General features: G+C 36.0%; 18 protein-coding genes. 8 read left to right on the forward strand and 10 right to left on the reverse strand.

What is annotated here, in order from left to right; genetic code table 11:
• Nucleotides 1–16: 16 nt before the first annotated feature.
• Together clpB and DM800_RS12580 are read right to left on the reverse strand one after the other, a co-directional pair.
• Nucleotides 17–2,617, reverse strand: a complete 2,601-nt coding sequence (clpB, locus tag DM800_RS12575; protein ID WP_147786922.1) for an ATP-dependent chaperone ClpB — start codon at nucleotides 2,615–2,617, stop codon at nucleotides 17–19.
• Between the two features lie 199 nt (nucleotides 2,618–2,816).
• Entirely contained in the window at nucleotides 2,817–2,996 is a 180-nt protein-coding gene (locus tag DM800_RS12580; RefSeq protein ID WP_000531420.1) for a YjzC family protein, read from the reverse strand.
• Between the two features lie 491 nt (nucleotides 2,997–3,487).
• On the opposite strand from DM800_RS12580, the gene DM800_RS12585 reads away from it, so the two are divergent.
• The 3 genes from DM800_RS12585 to DM800_RS12595 all read left to right on the forward strand — a co-directional run bounded on the left by DM800_RS12585 (nucleotide 3,488) and on the right by DM800_RS12595 (nucleotide 4,741).
• On the forward strand, nucleotides 3,488–4,297 hold the full coding sequence (locus tag DM800_RS12585; RefSeq protein WP_048545178.1) for a Cof-type HAD-IIB family hydrolase: 810 nt from the start codon (nucleotides 3,488–3,490) through the stop codon (nucleotides 4,295–4,297).
• Nucleotides 4,298–4,402: 105 nt separating this feature from the next.
• A complete protein-coding gene (locus DM800_RS12590) occupies nucleotides 4,403–4,543 on the forward strand; it encodes a competence protein (RefSeq protein ID WP_147786923.1) in 141 nt (46 codons plus the stop codon).
• A complete protein-coding gene (locus DM800_RS12595; RefSeq protein WP_046957006.1) occupies nucleotides 4,544–4,741 on the forward strand; it encodes a DUF3813 domain-containing protein in 198 nt (65 codons plus the stop codon).
• 25 nt (nucleotides 4,742–4,766) lie between these two features.
• Here the strand turns inward: DM800_RS12595 and DM800_RS12600 are convergent, their stop codons facing one another.
• Nucleotides 4,767–5,624, reverse strand: coding sequence for a YitT family protein (locus DM800_RS12600; RefSeq protein ID WP_060489317.1), 858 nt, complete (start codon nucleotides 5,622–5,624; stop codon nucleotides 4,767–4,769).
• 100 nt (nucleotides 5,625–5,724) lie between these two features.
• On the opposite strand from DM800_RS12600, the gene DM800_RS12605 reads away from it, so the two are divergent.
• Nucleotides 5,725–5,856 (forward strand): DUF3941 domain-containing protein, encoded by a 132-nt coding sequence (locus tag DM800_RS12605; protein WP_001120851.1) that lies wholly within the window; start codon nucleotides 5,725–5,727, stop codon nucleotides 5,854–5,856.
• A 129-nt stretch (nucleotides 5,857–5,985) separates the two neighbouring features.
• Complete coding sequence (gene prsA, locus DM800_RS12610) at nucleotides 5,986–6,843, forward strand: peptidylprolyl isomerase PrsA (protein ID WP_060489315.1); 858 nt, start codon at nucleotides 5,986–5,988, stop codon at nucleotides 6,841–6,843.
• A 52-nt stretch (nucleotides 6,844–6,895) separates the two neighbouring features.
• Here the strand turns inward: prsA and DM800_RS12615 are convergent, their stop codons facing one another.
• A complete protein-coding gene (locus tag DM800_RS12615) occupies nucleotides 6,896–7,750 on the reverse strand; it encodes a CvfB family protein (protein WP_088062457.1) in 855 nt (284 codons plus the stop codon).
• A gap of 239 nt (nucleotides 7,751–7,989) precedes the next feature.
• On the opposite strand from DM800_RS12615, the gene DM800_RS12620 reads away from it, so the two are divergent.
• A complete protein-coding gene (locus DM800_RS12620) occupies nucleotides 7,990–8,481 on the forward strand; it encodes a YajQ family cyclic di-GMP-binding protein (protein ID WP_001040146.1) in 492 nt (163 codons plus the stop codon).
• A gap of 529 nt (nucleotides 8,482–9,010) precedes the next feature.
• Here the strand turns inward: DM800_RS12620 and DM800_RS12625 are convergent.
• The 3 genes from DM800_RS12625 to DM800_RS12635 all read right to left on the reverse strand — a co-directional run bounded on the left by DM800_RS12625 (nucleotide 9,011) and on the right by DM800_RS12635 (nucleotide 11,684).
• The gene (locus DM800_RS12625; RefSeq protein ID WP_088062455.1) at nucleotides 9,011–9,898 is read right to left on the reverse strand and encodes a helix-turn-helix domain-containing protein; all 888 of its coding nucleotides are present in this window, start codon (nucleotides 9,896–9,898) and stop codon (nucleotides 9,011–9,013) included.
• Between the two features lie 212 nt (nucleotides 9,899–10,110).
• Nucleotides 10,111–10,338 (reverse strand): hypothetical protein, encoded by a 228-nt coding sequence (locus DM800_RS12630; protein WP_060490094.1) that lies wholly within the window; start codon nucleotides 10,336–10,338, stop codon nucleotides 10,111–10,113.
• 44 nt (nucleotides 10,339–10,382) lie between these two features.
• Nucleotides 10,383–11,684 carry an alpha-amylase family glycosyl hydrolase gene (locus DM800_RS12635; protein ID WP_255446981.1) on the reverse strand — a complete coding sequence of 434 codons (1,302 nt, stop codon included), beginning with the start codon at nucleotides 11,682–11,684 and terminating at the stop codon, nucleotides 10,383–10,385.
• A 213-nt stretch (nucleotides 11,685–11,897) separates the two neighbouring features.
• Here DM800_RS12635 and DM800_RS12645 point away from each other — a divergent pair, with 213 nt between their 5' ends.
• A complete protein-coding gene (locus DM800_RS12645) occupies nucleotides 11,898–13,130 on the forward strand; it encodes an ammonium transporter (protein ID WP_046957003.1) in 1,233 nt (410 codons plus the stop codon).
• Between the two features lie 236 nt (nucleotides 13,131–13,366).
• Here DM800_RS12645 and katB read toward each other — a convergent pair whose 3' ends face one another.
• The 3 genes from katB to asnB all read right to left on the reverse strand — a co-directional run bounded on the left by katB (nucleotide 13,367) and on the right by asnB (nucleotide 17,887).
• Nucleotides 13,367–14,833, reverse strand: coding sequence for a catalase KatB (gene katB / locus DM800_RS12650; protein WP_147786925.1), 1,467 nt, complete (start codon nucleotides 14,831–14,833; stop codon nucleotides 13,367–13,369).
• A 58-nt stretch (nucleotides 14,834–14,891) separates the two neighbouring features.
• Nucleotides 14,892–15,851, reverse strand: coding sequence for a ferrochelatase (gene hemH, locus DM800_RS12655; protein WP_147786926.1), 960 nt, complete (start codon nucleotides 15,849–15,851; stop codon nucleotides 14,892–14,894).
• Between the two features lie 188 nt (nucleotides 15,852–16,039).
• Nucleotides 16,040–17,887, reverse strand: coding sequence for an asparagine synthase (glutamine-hydrolyzing) (gene asnB / locus DM800_RS12660; RefSeq protein WP_147786927.1), 1,848 nt, complete (start codon nucleotides 17,885–17,887; stop codon nucleotides 16,040–16,042).
• A gap of 239 nt (nucleotides 17,888–18,126) precedes the next feature.
• On the opposite strand from asnB, the gene DM800_RS12665 reads away from it, so the two are divergent.
• Nucleotides 18,127–18,681, forward strand: a complete 555-nt coding sequence (locus DM800_RS12665; protein ID WP_048559584.1) for a DUF2777 domain-containing protein — start codon at nucleotides 18,127–18,129, stop codon at nucleotides 18,679–18,681.
• Nucleotides 18,682–18,741: the final 60 nt, after the last annotated feature.

Here is an 18,741-nt window from a genome sequence, read left to right on the forward strand (position 1 = left end):
CGAACTCTTTTTTATTTTACTTTACATGAACGACTAATTCGTTATTTTCTACATCAACAACTACGTGACTGTTATCAGTAATTGTTCCTGCAATTAATTCTCTCGCTAATTTCGTCTCAACTTGACGCTGTACATATCGTTTTAATGGACGAGCTCCGTACATCGGATCAAAGCCAGCTTCTACAATAAATTCTCTCGCTGCGTCTGTTAATTCTACTGTAATATGACGGTCAGCTAAACGACCTTGTAATTCTTTTACAATTTTATCAACAATACCTTTAATTTCATTCGTTGTAAGAGGTTTGAATAAAATAATTTCATCGACACGATTTAAAAACTCTGGTCGGAAATGTCCTCTTAATTGCCCCATTACAAGTTCTCTTGATTCCTCTTTAATTGAGCCATCTGCTTCTAATCCATCTAACAAATGAGCAGATCCAATATTTGAAGTCATAATAATAACCGTGTTTTTAAAGTCTACTGTACGTCCTTGAGAATCTGTAATGCGTCCATCATCTAACATTTGTAATAAAATGTTGAATACTTCTGGATGTGCTTTTTCGATTTCGTCTAACAAAATAACTGAATACGGTTTACGTCTTACCGCTTCTGTTAATTGACCGCCCTCTTCATATCCAACATATCCAGGAGGCGCACCTATTAAGCGTGACACAGCATGTTTCTCCATATACTCAGACATGTCGATACGAATCATTTGCTCTTCACTATCGAATAAAGACTGCGCTAACGTTTTTGCAAGTTCTGTTTTACCAACACCTGTCGGTCCTAAGAAGATGAAGGAACCAATTGGACGGTTCGGGTCTTTAATACCAGCGCGTGCACGAAGAACTGCGTCTGATACTAAGCTTACCGCTTCCTCTTGTCCGATGACACGCTCTGATAAAATTTGCTCTAAGCGTAGTAATTTCTCGCGTTCACCTTCAACGAGTTTTGCGACAGGAATACCAGTCCAGCGTGAAACAATATCAGCAATCTCTTCTTCACTTACTTCCTCACGTAATAAGCGATTCTCTTGTTTATTATGTGCACCTATTTCTTCTGCTTCTTTTAACTCTTTTTCAATTGCAGGAATTTTCCCGTGACGAAGTTCCGCTGCTTTATTTAAATCGTAATTACCTTCTGCTTCTTCTAATTCACGGCGCAGACGCTCTAAATGTTCACGTAAGTCACGCACTTTATGAATATCTTCTTTTTCTTTTTCCCATTTCGCTCTCATACCACTTGCAACTTCTTTTAAATCCGATAATTCACGTTGCAACGTTTTCAGGCGTTCTTGGCTACCAAAGTCCTTCTCTTTTCCAAGAGCCGCTTCTTCAATTTCCAGCTGCATAATGCGGCGCGTTACTTCATCTAATTCTGTTGGCATAGAATCAATCTCTGTTCGAATTGTTGCACACGCTTCGTCAACAAGATCGATCGCTTTATCTGGTAAGAAACGATCCGAAATATATCGATCTGATAAAACGGATGCTGCTACAATCGCGCGGTCATGAATATTTACACCATGATAAATTTCAAAACGCTCTTTTAAACCACGTAAAATGGAAATTGTATCTTCAACAGTTGGTTCTTCTGCTAATACTTGTTGGAAACGTCTTTCTAGTGCTGGATCTTTCTCAATATATTTACGATACTCATCTAACGTTGTCGCCCCAATACAATGCAGTTCACCACGCGCAAGCATCGGTTTTAACATATTTCCTGCGTCCATCGCACCTTCTGTTTTACCAGCGCCGACGATTGTGTGAAGTTCATCAATGAATAATAAAATGCGACCTTCACTCTTTTTAATTTCATTTAATACAGCTTGCAGACGCTCTTCAAACTCACCACGGAATTTCGCTCCAGCTACAAGCGCACTCATATCTAATGCGAAGATTGTTCTATCTTTTAATCCTTCTGGTACATCCTTCTTCACAATACGCTGTGCTAATCCTTCAACGATTGCTGTTTTACCAACACCGGGTTCACCAATTAAAACCGGGTTGTTTTTCGTTTTACGTGAAAGAATGCGGATTACACGTCGAATTTCACTATCGCGACCGATAACAGGATCAATTTTCCCTGCTCTCACTTCCGCCACTAAATCACGACCATATTTTTCTAACGCTTCATAAGTTGCTTCTGGATTTTGACTAGTCACTCTTTGATTCCCCCGAACTGTCATTAAAGACTGTAATAAGTTATCTTTTGTAATGTGAAATCTTGTAAGTAATTGATTTATATCGCCTTTTTCTTCTGAAAAAGCAAGCAATACATGTTCAACTGAAATGTAGTCATCTTGCAATTTCTCTGCTTCTTTTCCTGCTCTTACAAGTAGTTGTTGCAGAGCACCTGTTATATATAATTTTCCTACTTCTGCACCGCTTCCCGTTACAGAAGGTTTTTTCTTAATTAAACTTTCGGCGCCTTGCTTTAACGCTTCTATATCGACATTCATTTTTTGAAAAATACGCACTGCTAATCCATCTTGCTCTTCTAATAATGTAAACAAGAGATGAACAGTATCTACTTCTTGATGATGATGAGATACCGCTAAAGATTGGGCACTCATAATCGCCTCTTGTGTTTTTGTTGTCATTTGATTTAAGTCCATCTTTACAGTCCTCCAAACGTTTGACTTTCTTTGACCTTTGATTTGATTATACGCCAACTGACTTTTTCATACAATAATTTTGCTTATGTATTTTCAAACTTATTATTGGAAAAAGAAAAAGGGAACATTCATTATACAACTGAAAAAATATACGCAATGCGTAACGACAAAAAAGCCGCAATAATGATTGCGGCTCCTGTTACGGTTTTCTTTTATATGTCCACTGACGGTTATGATTCGCGTTATCTGGAAATTTTTCACCCGCAGTTAATTTCACCATTTGCGGATCTTTTACCATACTTCCTGTTTCACCAATTTCTACGTAAATACCATCGTTTGGCGCTTTTTGTCCAGAACGAAACCTGCGATTTTGTCCCATTTCCATTCTCCTTCCATGACGTCTTTGCCTCATTAGTATATCCATTTTAAAAGAAAGCTTTTCTGTCATGTTTAGGAAACAAGTACTACATTTCGTTCTTGTACATATACATGAATGACACAAGCTTAGGAAGGGATTTCTTTCCTATTTATAGAAAAAAAAGAAACCAACCTACTATAGGCTAGCTTCAAAGGAGAGTCAAACATATACGAGAAGATTACATGTTCATTATAAGCCTCATCATACGAGCAATGTAACCCTTTTCACAATTTGTACATAATGAAAGAAACATTGTTTGAACTTTCTAAAAAGACGTTGACTTTTCTTAATTTCCAGCGAGAAATAGTAGACACCGCAGCACTTTGCGACGTAAGATGGATATATAGTGAACTTTCCATCTTTGGTGTTCTCACCCAGTTTAACCTCTTATTTCTGCATATTAAAAACGGAAATACAGATAGAAACAAAAAAATATTATAAGAGGTGAAATTATGAATAAACAGCATTTAATCGCATTAGACTTAGACGGCACTTTATTAACAGACAACAAAATAATTTCCACTCGAACAAAACATACAATTGCAAAAGCAAAGGAGCAAGGACATATTGTCGTTATTTCAACGGGACGTCCATTCCGTGCTAGTTTTGATTACTACAAAGAACTCGGTCTTAATACACCAATCGTAAACTTTAATGGTGCTTACGTACATCATCCTCTTGATTCAAAGTGGGGAACACATCACTCTCCTCTTGAGCTAGCAACAGCCCAAGAAATTGTCCGAGCTTGCTTTGATTTTGGTGTAAAAAATATATATGCTGAAGTAATGGACGATGTGTATGTTCGTGAAATTGATGAAGATAAAAAACATATTTTCGAATTTGGTTCTCCAAAGATTTTTACAGGAGACTTATTAAATATTTTAAACGATCATCCAACCTGCTTATTAATTGACGCACATGACGAGCATTCCAGTGCAATTCGTCAACATTTAACTGATATGCATGCTGAAGTAATCGACCATAGAAAATGGGGCGCACCTTGGCCGATTATTGAAATCGTGAAAAGTGGGTTAAATAAAGCTGTCGGATTACAAAAAATTTCTAGTCATTACAACATTCCACAAGAGCGAATTATCGCTTTCGGTGATGAAGATAACGACTTTGAAATGATTGAATTTGCTGGTCACGGCATCGCAATGGGTAATGCAATTCCTGAATTAAAATCACTCGCAAATCATACGACATTAACGAATGAAGAAGATGGTATTGCGCTATATTTAGAAGAGGTTCTTGGATTATAATCTAAAAATTCCCTGCTTATAGTTTCTCGCCAAACGCTCATACTATTATTAGACGCAAAAGTCAGCGCGTCGATTGTTTTCAGCTAAATAAAGGGGGTTTTTCGAATGGGTAAAAAGAACAAATCAAAACGTTTTATCCAACAAGGAGCCGATGCTGTTATGAAGCATGATGCAAGATTCCCGTACCGTGGTACATTAGCTGAGGCAGAAAAAGCGAGAAGTAGCTCTTCTTTTGGAGGGGTTTAAATGGGGAACTTACTATTCCAACAAGCTAGAGATGCCGTTGCAAATGCCGTCACTTGTTCAAGCGGTACTGAGCAACAAGATCTCGTATATAGAGCAAAAAACGCTTTGCACTCTGCTTATGCAAACTCTTCAACAGCTGAAAAAGTTCAGCTACGTGAAATGCAGGAGCAGTTGCAAAATATTACGAATTTACATTAAAAAAGAGGACCAGCTTTGGTCCTCTTTAATCTTTTCGAAACAAACCAAACACTCCGACCGTCTGTAATACGTTTGTAAATGCACCTGGGTCCACTTGCCTAATAACCCTTTCTAATTCATATAACTCATAACGCGTAATAACAATCATTAACATTTCCTTATTTTCATTTGTATAAGCGCCTGTTGCTGGTATAGTTGTAATCCCCCTCACTAAGCGTGAATGAATCGCCTTTCGTACATCTGTCCCATTCTTCGTAACAATTAGTGCTGTAATTTTTACATGACGTGTATGAATCGCATCAATAATTCGCGTTGACACATACAAAGTCACCAAAGTATATAATGCTTTTTCCCATCCATACACATAGCCAGCCGCAATAATGATAAGTGCATTAAAGAAGAAAAAATACGTACCGACAGGCTTATCTTTAATCTTTGATAAAATCATGGCGATAATATCTAAACCACCTGTAGAAGCCCCCCACTTCAACGCAATCCCTACCCCAATCGCTGAAATAATCCCACCAAAAATCGCATTTAATATAATATCGTTCGAAACCGCTCTAACCGGGATAATTTCTAGAAACAAAGTCATAAATATCACGCAAAGAAAACTAAAGAAAGTAAAGGCCTTTCCAACCTTTTTCCATGCTAAAATAACGACGGGAATATTAAACAAACTAAACAATACCCCCGTTGATATGTGAATAGATAAAAAGTCCCCTAATATTTGTGATAACAATTGAGACAATCCAGCAAAGCCACTCGCGTACACTTTCGCTGGCGTTAAAAATAAATTCATTCCAATCGCGTTTAACAAGCCTGCGACAATTACAACGATTAACTTCTTTATAAGTTCGGTATAATTCAACTTCAAATCCATTTCTAATCCACCTTTATTATTCATGAATGCACTGCTATACATAGTCTTTACGAAAAAGGAAATGATAAACGTACAACGGTTAGAAATGGAGTTGATACATATGCCACATACGAGTGATAACGACAAAAAAGCACGCGATAATAATGCAAAGCGTACACAAAAAAATGAGCAAGAACAAAAAAATATTCAGCAAGGTAAGCGTGCCTATTCTAAAAAGACTGATCACCTTTGATCCCATCGTACATCAACAATATTGTTGATGTACTTTTTTTACATTTTACAGGGAAAAACATTAAAAATTCACTTCATGTTCACTTCTATATTCTACAATAGCGATAACATATTCGGATGAGGTGTTGGCATGAGAGGGAAACACATTTTCATTATTACTGCACTAATAAGTATATTAATGCTAGCTGCTTGTGGACAAAAAAACAGCTCAGCTACAGTCGCTACAGCAACAGATTCAACCATTAAGAAGAGCGACTTCGAAAAACAGTTGAAAGATCGTTACGGAAAAGACATGCTATACGAAATGATGGCACAAGACGTTATCACGAAAAAATATAAAGTATCTGACGATGATGTAGATAAAGAAGTACAAAAAGCGAAAAATCAATATGGAGATCAATTCACAGCAGTACTCGAAAACAATCGTTTAAAAGATGAAGCTGATTTCAAAAATCAAATTAAGTTCAAACTTGCTATGAATGAAGCAATTAAGAAAAGTGTTACAGAAAAAGACGTGAAAGACCACTATAAACCAGAAATTAAAGCGAGTCATATTTTAGTAAGTGACGAAAATGAAGCGAAAGAAATAAAGAAAAAATTAGATGCTGGCGCTTCATTTGAAGAATTAGCAAAACAAGAATCGCAAGATCTACTATCAAAAGATAAAGGTGGAGACCTTGGATACTTCAATTCAGGCAGAATGGCGCCTGAATTTGAAACAGCTGCCTATAAACTAAAAGTCGGACAAATTAGCAATCCCGTTAAATCACCAAACGGTTATCATATTATTAAATTAACTGATAAAAAAGATTTACAACCTTACGATGAAGTGAAAGACTCCATCCGTAAAAACTTAGAAGCAGAACGTATTGCCGACCCTACATTCAGTCATAAGTTAATACAAAAGGAATTAAAAAAGGCAAATATTAAAATAAATGATAGTGACTTGGAAGATACGTTTACTCTTGCGCATGAGCAAGGGAATTAAAAAAGCACCGCCTTATTTTTACAGCAAAATAAGGCAGTGCTTTTTATTTAATTTACTTCTTAAAATACGTCCAACCTTCTTCTTGGTAAATCTTTTCTTCTTTCATCAACTTACCAAGCGCACGCTTAAACGCAGCTTTACTCATGTTGAAACGTTCTTTAATATCTTCTGGGTGGCTCTTATCCCAAAACGGCATTGCTCCGCCTCGTTCTTCCATATATGCATAAATTACAGTAGCATCATCTTCCATTCCTTCTTCTTTACGAGGAAGAAGTGAAATGTTAATTGTACCGTCATCTTTCACGTCAATAATACGGCCCGTTACACGTTCACCGATGCGGACTTGTTCTTTTCTTTCAGTATGGTGTAAGAAAGCACGGAAATGCTCATCAGTTAGTATGAATGAACCAACTTGAAGTGAACGATACACACGTCCATTTACGTTTTTATTACGCATAGATGGCGTCGCATCTACGATAATTTCTTGCATATCACTGTCTCTTGCCGGAAGAGCGATAAGGCGATCACGATTCGTTAATTTTAACGTACAATATAATTCGTCGCCAACTTCAGGCCATACTGGCATATAAATCGGAAACTCATCAGCTGGGATTAGTATATCTTTTGATACACCAATATTAACAAACACACCTAAACTAGGAATAACTTCTACAACCTTTACCCAGTTCCAATCAAAAGTTGTAATAAGCGGCTCCTTCATTGTTGCTGAAATACGATTTTGGTGATCAAGGTATAAGAATACATCAATCGTATCGCCTTCTGCAATTTCTCCAACTAATTCGTTTTTATGTAAGAAGATTTCTTCTTCTTCAGTCCCAACCATATAGCCGATTTCCGTTTCGCGTAAAACAGTTACCTGTTCAATCGATCCTAATTGTAAATACATATTTTTTAATTCCCTTCTATATATATAAAATTAACTTTTTTATATTTTTTATCATTCCAAACAAAAGTTAATTATAACACGATTTTTCCTTTATTTGTCCAACTGCCCAAAATTCACTATAATAAAATGAGGTTACATAAATATAAGTATGAAAACACTTAAGTCTAGGCTCGTTTTCAGCTATACTTTAGTATGTACAGTACATAAAAAGATTAGAAATTTATTTGGAGGTGCTAACTATGGCAAAAGATAGTTCTTTTGACATCGTTTCGAAAGTAGAATTACCTGAAGTAACAAACGCAATTAACATCGCATTAAAAGAAATCCAAAACCGATATGACTTTAAAGGAAGTAAAAGTGATATTAAATTAGAAAAAGAAGTACTTGTTTTAACTTCTGATGATGAGTTCAAATTAGACCAAGTAAAAGACGTTCTAATTTCTAAACTTGTAAAACGTAACGTTCCAATTAAAAACTTGGATTACGGAAAAGTTGAAGCTGCGACTGGTAACACCGTTCGCCAACGCGCAACACTTCAACAAGGTATCGATAAAGATAACGCGAAAAAAATTAACAACATCATTAAAGAAATGAAATTAAAAGTAAAAACACAAGTACAAGATGACCAAGTACGTGTTACAGCGAAAAGCCGTGATGACTTACAAGCAGTTATCGCAGCAGTTCGCAGTGCTGACTTACCGATTGACGTACAATTTATTAACTACCGCTAAAAAGAAAAACACCCTCTGTGTAGAGGGTGTTTTTCTTTTTAGCGTGTAGAGAAAATATTACAAAGTCTAAGATTACGAGCAATCGGATAGTTAGAATAAGTATTTAATTATTATGCATAAATGAAGAAGGTCCTTTTAATAATCGGCGCAAAACCTCCCTCCCTACTCAAATGTAACAAATTATGAGTATAAGAATATTTTCCACCCTTTCATGTAATGTAAAATTAGTAAGGAATTTATTTTATGAAAAAATGTTAATTAAACAAGAGTTAGAAGTGGTTATTTGAAGAAATTAATACTATGTTTTTTATTAACTACATTCTGTCTATATATTGCAGGGTGTTCTAATAATATAACTACACCCGAGGATACACCTAAAGCTTCAACACCTGCGAAGTGTAAATACATCAACAAAGCTTGGTATAAGAAACCTATAAAATGTAATAATTGATGATATAAGTTATAAAAAAGACACCGTAAGGTGCCTTTTTTTATAGAAATTAATAAGATATTCATCAGAAATTATGAATCATTTTTTATTTTGTTTTTCAAAATATTTTTCTTTAACCATTTTTATTAGATTTTCTTTTTCTGTTAGTTCAAAGATAAATAATGCTTTTTTCATGTTGTCAGCCACATCTTCTTCATTATATTGTTCTAACTTTAGCAAGTTCCAAGCTTTTCCATAATATAATTCGCCTAATAAATATAAAGTATTTAGATTAATAGCTAATTTAATCCCCATATCATTGTATTTTATTGCCTCTTCATGTTGATTTGCAAGACCTAAAATTTTCGCCAAATTAAAAATGATTTTTAATTTAATCTCTTTATCTCTAGGAAAATCTAACTTATTAAAATTAGTTAAACACCTTCTTAATATAGTAATACTCTTTTCATACTCTTTATTTGCCCAATGAAATATAGCCATCGACTGCATAATATCTATTTCTCTTTCTGATAAAAAATCAACATTCGTTACAGTTAGTTTTAGTGCACTATTTAAAAGATTTAAAGCAGCTTTTATTGATTTATTTACATGAAATATAGCAATGGCTTCATGCCATATTAGAAATTGTTTATCTTCTTTTAACTGGAAATTATTTTCGTTTTTCTCTTGTTTCACTATTTCGTAAAGTTCATTATATTGTTTTTGCTTTGTATAATCTCTCATTACATATTTTACATTTTCTACATATTTTAGTTTTTTATTTTGCGTTAGTGCGAAAATATTATTTGGATCAATACCAAGTCTTTCAGATAATTGATATAACAATATGCTAGATGGATAAATCATACCTTTTTCTATTTTGCTAATTTGACTTTGCGAACATATTCCATGACACAATTCAGATTGTGATATATTCTTTTTCATTCTAAGTTCTTTAATGGTAATACCCAAATCGTAAAATTCCATTTTTCCTCCTCAAATATAGCCCTCAATGAGTAACAGAATATTTTTCACCCTTTAATGTAATGTAAAATCAATATAGTTGCAATTATTGTTTTTCTAAAGGTCTTTTCATTTCTTTTCTCAGCTGCATTTCGAAGCGAGAGTCTTACTTCACAGAAAAACAGACTAGGGAGAAAGTTTTCTCCTTAGCCTGTCCCACCGAGATTTCGCATTTATTAAGAGCAACACCATATTGCTTTATCAAATGATTTTTTAGGTATGTATACTTTATCATTTTCGATTTTGTATTTTATATCGTTTCTTTTCAGAACTGCCGTATCAACAGAATGAACACTATCGCCCCACCGAACAAATTCCCCTTCATCACGCTTTTCCCAAAAATAAAAACTTACGAATACGATAAAAACACATAAGCATAGAGCGAACCACTTCTTTTTCCGCAAATACCTCACCACCTTAAACTGAAGAACTACTAAAAAAACGCTACTCATTTCCGTCTCTTTTTAACCGCAATTAAAAAAGCAATAAACAATACGTTCACACCGACGATTAAAGAGATAAATAGCCAATTCACACCTGTTTCCCCGTTAACTTTATATACATTTGATTCTTCACGCTTTAAAACAAGATAAAACTTTCCGTTTTCTTCTCTTATAATTTCATCTTCTAACAATCCTCTTAACTCTTGTTTTTCGCCAATTGCACTTACAGGTAAAGCAACTTTTTGTGTTTCTTTCGTATTATTAATCGCTACTAATGTTACTTCATCTTTATACTTTCGTTTCAGTACACTCATTCCATCTTTATCGCATAAAAGCTCAAACGTTCCATGGCGTAAAGATGGTCTCGCTTGTCTAAGCTCACCGAGTTTCGTTATGTGCTGCACAAATTTTTCATCTGATTTGAAATCCATTAATCGTCTATTATCCGGGGTATCCCCTCCATCTAATGCAATTTCAGTCCCGTAATAAAAATTCGGAATACCTGGTGATGTTAATAAATATGTAAGGGCTAGTTTCAAACGAGATGGTGGATAATTCATATTCTCTTTTGCAATACGGGCAAACCTTTTTGTATCTTGATTATCTAAAAATGTAACGAATTCCCCTTCTTTTTTACTCACATCATATAAAGGTTTCACCGATACATCCACTTTAGAAAACGATTCTACTATTTTTTCGTTATATTCACTATCTTCCTTTGTCATAATACGAAAATCTTTCTTTATCACTTGCATATCTTTTTGCACGTCATCCCAGAAAGAACGCGACTTTTTTTCACTATGTATCACATAACTTCCATCTAAATCGACTTCTTTGATCCACCATTTCATCGCGTCTATAACTTGTTGTTCGTTTTCTCCAAGCGGAAATTGGAATATAACTTTCATCCCTTTTGCATGCGCTTCTTGTACAAGTTCTTTCACATCATTTTCTGTTCCGAAATGTTCATTTACCTTTTGAAAATTTTGCACATCTAACCCATCGTACTTTCCACTTTCAAAAAACGGTGAAAGCATAACAGTGGTAAAACCCATTTCTTTTATGTAATCCAGTCTTTTTATAATCCCTCTTATATCTCCACCCTGATATCCTTCTAAATTTCCAACTTCTAACTGTTTGTCATTTTTCGGTTCTCCATTATTGAAGCGATCAATCATAATGGAATATACGACTTCGTCTCGCCACTCTCTTTTTTCATCTGCAAACGTATGTATTGGCACAAACAAAACGACAGCTAAACAAAAACAAATAAATAATTTCCTAGTCCGTATTTTCCTCACACGCATCCCCCATGTTTTTTAATTGTAAGAATATTATACCAATTTTCAGGATGAATCACATACGTTGATTTCATTCCCCCAAAAATACTTCATGTTAGATTTCCTAACATGAAGTATAAAGTTTTCTGAATTTTTAGTTGATTTTTCATTTCATTTCGAATATGATATGAAACATAACAAATCGATGTTATTTTTTCTAACACCATAGGAGGAGAGAGAATGAATACAGGAGATACGGTTTTTATGTTTGTAACGACAGTAATGGTCATGTTAATGACACCAGGATTGGCACTTTTTTATGGGGGCATGGTTCGCAGTAAAAACGTACTCAGTACGACAATGCATAGTTATAGTGCAATGGCTATCGTTTCGATTCAGTGGATTGTGATCGGCTATTCTTTATCATTCGGACCAGATTGGCACGGACTTATCGGTACACTCGATTGGTTCGGTTTAAACGGAGTTACCTACGCACCAAATCCAGACTACTCATCTACTATTCCTCACAATTTATTTATGATGTTCCAACTCATGTTCGCCATTTTAACTCCCGCTTTAATTTCAGGTGCATTCGCCGAAAGAATGCGATTTTCTGCTTTCCTTATTTTCATCCTTCTATGGACAACAATCGTTTACAATCCTGTCGCTCATTGGGTATGGGGCGTTGGCGGATGGCTAAGAGAACTCGGCGCATTAGACTTCGCTGGTGGTAACGTCGTTCATATTACATCTGGCGTGGCTGGCCTTGTATTAGCTATTTTCCTCGGAAAACGAAAAAACATAAACGGTACTTCTCCTCACCATTTACCATTTACAATGTTAGGCGCAGGCTTACTATGGTTCGGCTGGTTCGGTTTTAACGTCGGAAGTGCATTATCTTTAAACGACGTAGCTTTAACCGCATTTATTAATACAAATATAGCAGCAGCTGCATCCGCATTAACTTGGATGCTTTCAGAATGGTTCTTCCAATCAAAACCGACTGCGATGGGAGCTGCTTGCGGTGTAGTTTCCGGTTTAGTCGCTATTACACCAGCTTGCGGGTTCGTTACACCTTTCTCCGCTCTTCTTATCGGAGCAATTGGCGGTGTATTATGCTTCGGAGCAGTCTTTTTCTTAAAAACAAAATTCGGATACGACGATACACTCGATGCATTCGGGTGCCACGGTATCGGCGGAACTTGGGGCGGTATTGCAACAGGACTCTTTGCAACTACTACTGTAAATGCTGATGGCGCTAACGGATTATTTTACGGAAACGCTGCTTTACTGTTTAAACAACTGGTAGCAATTGGCGCAACATATGCATTCACAATCATAATGACGTACGCCATTATTAAAGCAATTAACTTCTTTCTCCCTGTTCGGGTAGATGAACACGAAGAACATATGGGACTTGATATTTCGATGCACGGAGAGAAAGCTTATGAGTATACAGAGCGAGTGAACTAAAAAAAGAGATGCAATCTATTGGTAGTAGATTGCATCTCTTTTTATTGTACTTGTCGGCGCAGTATACCCCACCTAGTATTCCGGTGAATATATCAGCGATTATTTCAATATATCGACGTTTCGACACGATATATCCATTTACCAACAAATTCCGACATGACGAAACTGAAAAATACCCCGGCGTAACTTTACATACATACAAAAAAGACGACCGTTTAACAGTCGTCTTTTCCTACTTATTTCGGAGAATTCCCCACATATTGCGTAATATCAACATTTAGCGCTTGTGCTAAACGCATACCGTACTCTTGATCTGCACGGAAGAAGTTACAAACAGCTAGTAATTTCGTGCGCTCATTTACGTCTTTTAAGTCATTTGTTAAGTTTGCAATTAAGTTGTCTTGCTCTTCTTTAGAGAATGAACGGTAACGCTCACCTGCTTGTTTGAAATCATTTGGTTTGTCAATTTTTTCACGAGATACGTAGCCTTCTACTTTCATAGTTGAATCGCGGTAAGTTGGGTCTTCAACTGGATTTTCAGCATGACGGCTCGGTTCGTAGTTAATTGTAGATGGGTTTTGATTGATTTGCATCGCACCATCACGTTGTTGGTTGTGAACAGCTGCGTATGGGCAGTTTACAGGAATTTGTAAGTAGTTTGCACCAAGACGGTAACGCTGTGTATCTGGATAAGAGAATAAACGACCTTGTAATAATTTATCTTCAGATGGTTCAATACCATTTACAGTTGCACTTGGAGAGAACGCCACTTGCTCTACTTCCGCAAAGAAATTTTTCGGATTACGATTTAACGTCATCGTCCCCACTTCAATTAATGGGAAGCGATCTTCTGGCCATACTTTCGTCGGATCTAATGGATCGAAATCTAAAGAATCCGTTTCATCTAGTTGCATCACTTGTACGTGTAAATCCCACTTCGGATAATTTCCTTTTTCGATTGCATCGAACAAGTCACGAGTTGCATGGTTGAAGTCTTTTCCTTGTACTTCTTGCACCTCTTTTGCACTTAAGTTACGTACACTTTGCTGTGGTTTCCAGTGATATTTAATGTAGATGATTTTACCTTCTGCATTAATCCATTTAAATGAGTGAACACCGAAACCTTCCATTTCACGATAGCTTGCTGGTGTACCGTAATCAGAAAATACCCACGTCATCATATGTGTAGATTCCGGGCTTAACGTCATGAAATCCCAGTAACGATCTGGCGTTTGAATGTTTGTATCAGGTGCTGGTTTTAAAGAATGCACCATATCAGGAAATTTAATTGCATCACGAATGAAGAAGACCGGTAAATGGTTACCTACGATATCGTAATTTCCTTCTTCTGTATAAAATTTAACAGCGAACCCACGTGGGTCACGAGCTGTTTCCGGAGAACCTTGACCATGAATAACCGTTGAGAAACGAACAAATACAGGCGTTTCAGTTCCTTCATTTTGTAAAAATGCTGCCTTCGTATATTGCTTCATGCTGTTTTTCGTTACGAATACACCATGAGCACCTGCGCCACGTGCATGCACAACACGCTCTGGAATACGTTCACGATCAAAGTGAGCTAGTTTTTCTACTAAATGATAGTCTTCTAATAATACCGGTCCACGGCGACCAGCTGTACGAGAATTTTGGTTATCTCCAACCGGAGCACCTTGGTTTGTTGTTAAGCGATTATTTGGATTCATCTAGGGGATCCTCCTCTTTCTCTTTTAGTAATAATTATTTATTTAAAATTATTATAAACTAATTATTATTTAAAACTAGATTCTTGTCAACTATTTCCTTCATTTTTTTGGAAACAATTTCAGCTAAGCAATCAATAAATACAGATTGTGAATTTGGCATATTCGGTCTAAAATATGCCACGTTTAATTCATCAGTTACAACTTTACATTCGTAATCATTGTCATATAAAACTTCTAAATGCTCTGCCACAAACCCAACCGGACAGTATACGAAAGATTCATAGCCATGCTTTTCAAATAAATCTCTCGTTAAATCTTGCACATCCGGACCAATCCATGGGTCAGGCGTATTTCCAGCACTTTGCCAACCCGTTGTATAGTTTGGAATATCGGCAGCCTCCGCAATTAAATCCGCTGTATGTTGCAATTGCTCCACATAAGGGTCTCCTGCTGCAATAATTTTCTCTGGTAAACTATGTGCTGAAAAAATCACGACAGCTTTCTCTTTATCTTCAATCTTTGTAAATGTTTCTTTTAGTTGCTCTGTCCAATACGAAATAAATTTCGGTTCATCGTACCATTGTTCAATCGGTTCAATAACAGGACCACCAATTTCTTCCGAAAGACGAATAGCACGGTCATTATATGCTTTAATGCTAAATGTAGAATAATGCGGTGCTAATACGATACTAATCGCCTGCTCAATTCCATCTTTCTTCATCTCTTCTACTGCATCCTCTATAAATGGAGCTATATGTTTTAATCCTAAGTAACAAGTAAATTCATACTCTTTAAATATTTTATTCATTGAATCTGTTAATTTATGCGCTTGCTCTTTCGTAATTTTTGCAAGTGGTGAAATTCCGCCAATCGCTTTATAGCGTCTGATTAAGTCTTGGAGTGCTTCTTCTGAAGGTTTATGCCCGTGGCGAATATGTGTATAGTATGTTTCTACATCATCTAATGATTCTGGCGTTCCATACGCCATTACGAGTAAACCTATTTTTTTCTTTGTCATCTATATAACACCTCAATTTTATAAATGAGAATCTTTTTCAAGAACATTTGTTTCCAATTATAACAACTAATAATAAGTACGTCAAAATAATTATTCTAAATAAGTATTATTTCTAATATGATTTTGAATTTTATATGACAATTTATTTAATAGAAAAGCGACTTACTTTTATGCAAGTCGCTTTTCTTCTATTCTTTAATATTTACCCCATACTCTTTAAACCAAACATGAATTTGCGCTAAATGAGCTAAAAGCTGCGGACCAGTCATTAATTGACCGAACCAAGGGGATTGAAATGCACTGCCACCTGACTCAATTAATCCACTCAGCTGTTCTTTATCAAATAGTTCATGCAAAATTGAGCCTTTATCTGTTAATAAATCTTGTAGCCATACTGTTACCGCTTTTGTATAATGCGGATTATGGGTTTTCGGATACGGGCTCTTCTTTCTATATAAGATATCATTTGGAAGTAATCCTTCTAACGCCTTACGCAATAGACCTTTTTCGCGGTTTTTATACATTTTCATTTCCCAAGGAATATTCCACGCATATTCGACAAGTCGGTGATCCGCAAATGGAACACGTACTTCTAAGCTTGCCCCCATACTCATACGGTCTTTTCTGTCTAATAATGTTGTCATAAACCATACCATGTTCAAGTAAAATAATTGTCGTCTCTTTGCTTCAATTGGGCTTTCTCCCTCTAAAACAGGAACTTCTTGAATGGATTCTTCATAACGCTGCTGTACATATTGTTGTAAGTTTAATTTATTTCTCCATTCTTTCTTTAGCAGTTGTTCACGTGCTTCTGTAGAGCGCATCCACGGAAATGCACTCGATTGCAAATCATCTTCTCTATAAAACCACGGATAACCACCAAATATTTCGTCTGCACATTCCCCAGATAAACCGACGACAAAATCTTGTTTAATTTCACGGCAAAACCATAATAATGACGAATCAATATCTGCCATACCAGGCAAATCACGAACGAGTACCGCTTCTGTTAAATACTGTGCTAATTGTTCATTTGAAATGACGCAGCGATGATGGATTGTTTGAAACGTCTCAGTCATCAAATGAATAAATGGCGCATCTGAATTCGGCTGAAACGCATTCGCTTTAAAGTATTTTTCATTATCTTCATAATCAACAGAGTATGTGTGTAATTGCCCTTTTCCTGACCTTGCGTATTCTTTCGCAGCAATCGCTGTAATGGCGCTCGAATCTACACCACCTGATAGAAAAGTACATAGTGGTACATCAGAAACGAGCTGCCTTGTAATCGCATCTTGTAATAAAAAGCGTGTTTTCTCTACTGTTTCTTCAAAGGAGTCTTCATGTTTTTTGCTTTCCACATTCCAATATCTCCATATACATAAACCGTTCTTTGAAAATGTCATCGCATGCCCTGGACGTAATTCTTTTATACCAGCATAAATGCCATGACCAGGTGTTCTAGATGGTCCAAGACCCAATATTTCGGATAACCCTTCTAACGTTACTTCCGCCTTCACATCTGGATGCGCTAATATCGCTTTTAACTCTGAACCAAATAGTAATCGCCCACTATCATATTTATAAAATAGCGGTTTTACACCTAGTCGATCTCGCGCAATAAATACTTGTTCTTTCTGTTCATCCCATACAGCAAACGCATATATACCGTTTAAATGATCGACACATTCTTCTTTCCATTCAATATACGACGCTAATAGCACCTCCGTATCAGAATGACCTTTGAACGTATATCCTCTTCTTAATAATTCCTTTCGAATATCTTCTGTATTATACAATTCACCGTTATAGCAAATTGCATAATTCGTTTCATCTTTTAAACAAGTCATCGGTTGTTTACCACCCTCAGGATCAACAACGATTAACCGTTTATGCCCAAATGCGACATTGCCTTTAATCCAAACTTTATTATCATCCGGGCCACGCTTTGCTAACGTCTCAGCCATCTTCGTAACGACGTCCCGTTCTCCTTCTAATGAGCGTTTATAATCCACCCATCCTGTAATCCCGCACATACGAATCATCCTTCCATCTTATTTCTTTTCCTAAACAAGCAGTAATCCACACCTTAGAGGTGCGGATCAAAAAAATGACAAACTTGACGATAATCTACTATCCACATACGGAATAGCTTTTTCACTCAGTAAAACGTGTTTTATTGTATGCCCACCTATGTCTAGATGTGTCTAGTTATAAAGAATGCACGAACTGTCTATAACAGAAATAACTACTTTTTATAAAGGAGAAATCGTGTATGATACAACGTAACCATATTTTATATAACCAGCCTCGCGCTCATACAGTCGGTAATGTAGAATATATAAACAATGAATGGGTATTCTTTGATGATGAAAATGATGAAGCATTTTTATTAGAAGATATTGCCGAAGATGGCTTTGAGATTTTATATAACAACAACTGGCTACCAGCTCGTTTCTATGAACAAGATGTATTACAAATCGCCAACGAACAGCACCATTTACAAAACGGAGAAATGATACGAATTCGAAAAAAATTACTTCTTAGCTATACGGAATGGCTCGAGGAATTACCTGACTCTGTCTTTACATTATTAACCGAATCATTGCAATCCCTTCATTACTCTTTATATGATTGCATGTATTGTCATAATTATTTATCTTTCTTACCGAAAGAGGAAGCATGCGAAGGAGTAAATATTCTTTTGTTTGATAACGAAGAAATGATTTGTACACTACAGCACCATTTCGTTCGTCACGCTACGTCAAATAAAAACATGTTTCGTTTTACGAAAGTAAACGGAGAAGAGTTGCATATCGATGCAACATAAAGTAAAAAAAAACCACCTTATCTCCCAAGTCTTTGAGATTATAAGGTGGTTTTATTTTTT

Origin of the sequence: Bacillus sp. AY18-3 (assembly GCF_008042305.1) — a bacterium.
In the GTDB taxonomy this organism is placed as follows: Bacteria; Bacillota; Bacilli; order Bacillales; family Bacillaceae_G; genus Bacillus_A; species Bacillus_A wiedmannii.

Bases quoted from the DNA above. Each gene is read 5' to 3' on its own strand.
- asnB (WP_147786927.1), bottom strand. From the start codon at position 17,887: ATGTGCGGGATTACAGGATGGGTGGATTATAAACGCTCATTAGAAGGA.
- katB (WP_147786925.1), bottom strand. From the start codon at position 14,833: ATGAATCCAAATAATCGCTTAACAACAAACCAAGGTGCTCCGGTTGGA.
- DM800_RS12620 (WP_001040146.1), top strand. From the start codon at position 7,990: ATGGCAAAAGATAGTTCTTTTGACATCGTTTCGAAAGTAGAATTACCT.
- DM800_RS12635 (WP_255446981.1), bottom strand. From the start codon at position 11,684: ATGCGTGTGAGGAAAATACGGACTAGGAAATTATTTATTTGTTTTTGT.
- DM800_RS12665 (WP_048559584.1), top strand. From the start codon at position 18,127: ATGATACAACGTAACCATATTTTATATAACCAGCCTCGCGCTCATACA.
- clpB (WP_147786922.1), bottom strand. From the start codon at position 2,617: ATGGACTTAAATCAAATGACAACAAAAACACAAGAGGCGATTATGAGT.
- DM800_RS12615 (WP_088062457.1), bottom strand. From the start codon at position 7,750: ATGTATTTACAATTAGGATCGATTGAACAGGTAACTGTTTTACGCGAA.
- DM800_RS12645 (WP_046957003.1), top strand. From the start codon at position 11,898: ATGAATACAGGAGATACGGTTTTTATGTTTGTAACGACAGTAATGGTC.
- DM800_RS12625 (WP_088062455.1), bottom strand. From the start codon at position 9,898: ATGGAATTTTACGATTTGGGTATTACCATTAAAGAACTTAGAATGAAA.
- DM800_RS12580 (WP_000531420.1), bottom strand. From the start codon at position 2,996: ATGGGACAAAATCGCAGGTTTCGTTCTGGACAAAAAGCGCCAAACGAT.
- DM800_RS12600 (WP_060489317.1), bottom strand. From the start codon at position 5,624: ATGGATTTGAAGTTGAATTATACCGAACTTATAAAGAAGTTAATCGTT.
- DM800_RS12605 (WP_001120851.1), top strand. From the start codon at position 5,725: ATGCCACATACGAGTGATAACGACAAAAAAGCACGCGATAATAATGCA.
- DM800_RS12590 (WP_147786923.1), top strand. From the start codon at position 4,403: ATGGGTAAAAAGAACAAATCAAAACGTTTTATCCAACAAGGAGCCGAT.
- DM800_RS12585 (WP_048545178.1), top strand. From the start codon at position 3,488: ATGAATAAACAGCATTTAATCGCATTAGACTTAGACGGCACTTTATTA.
- DM800_RS12595 (WP_046957006.1), top strand. From the start codon at position 4,544: ATGGGGAACTTACTATTCCAACAAGCTAGAGATGCCGTTGCAAATGCC.
- hemH (WP_147786926.1), bottom strand. From the start codon at position 15,851: ATGACAAAGAAAAAAATAGGTTTACTCGTAATGGCGTATGGAACGCCA.
- prsA (WP_060489315.1), top strand. From the start codon at position 5,986: ATGAGAGGGAAACACATTTTCATTATTACTGCACTAATAAGTATATTA.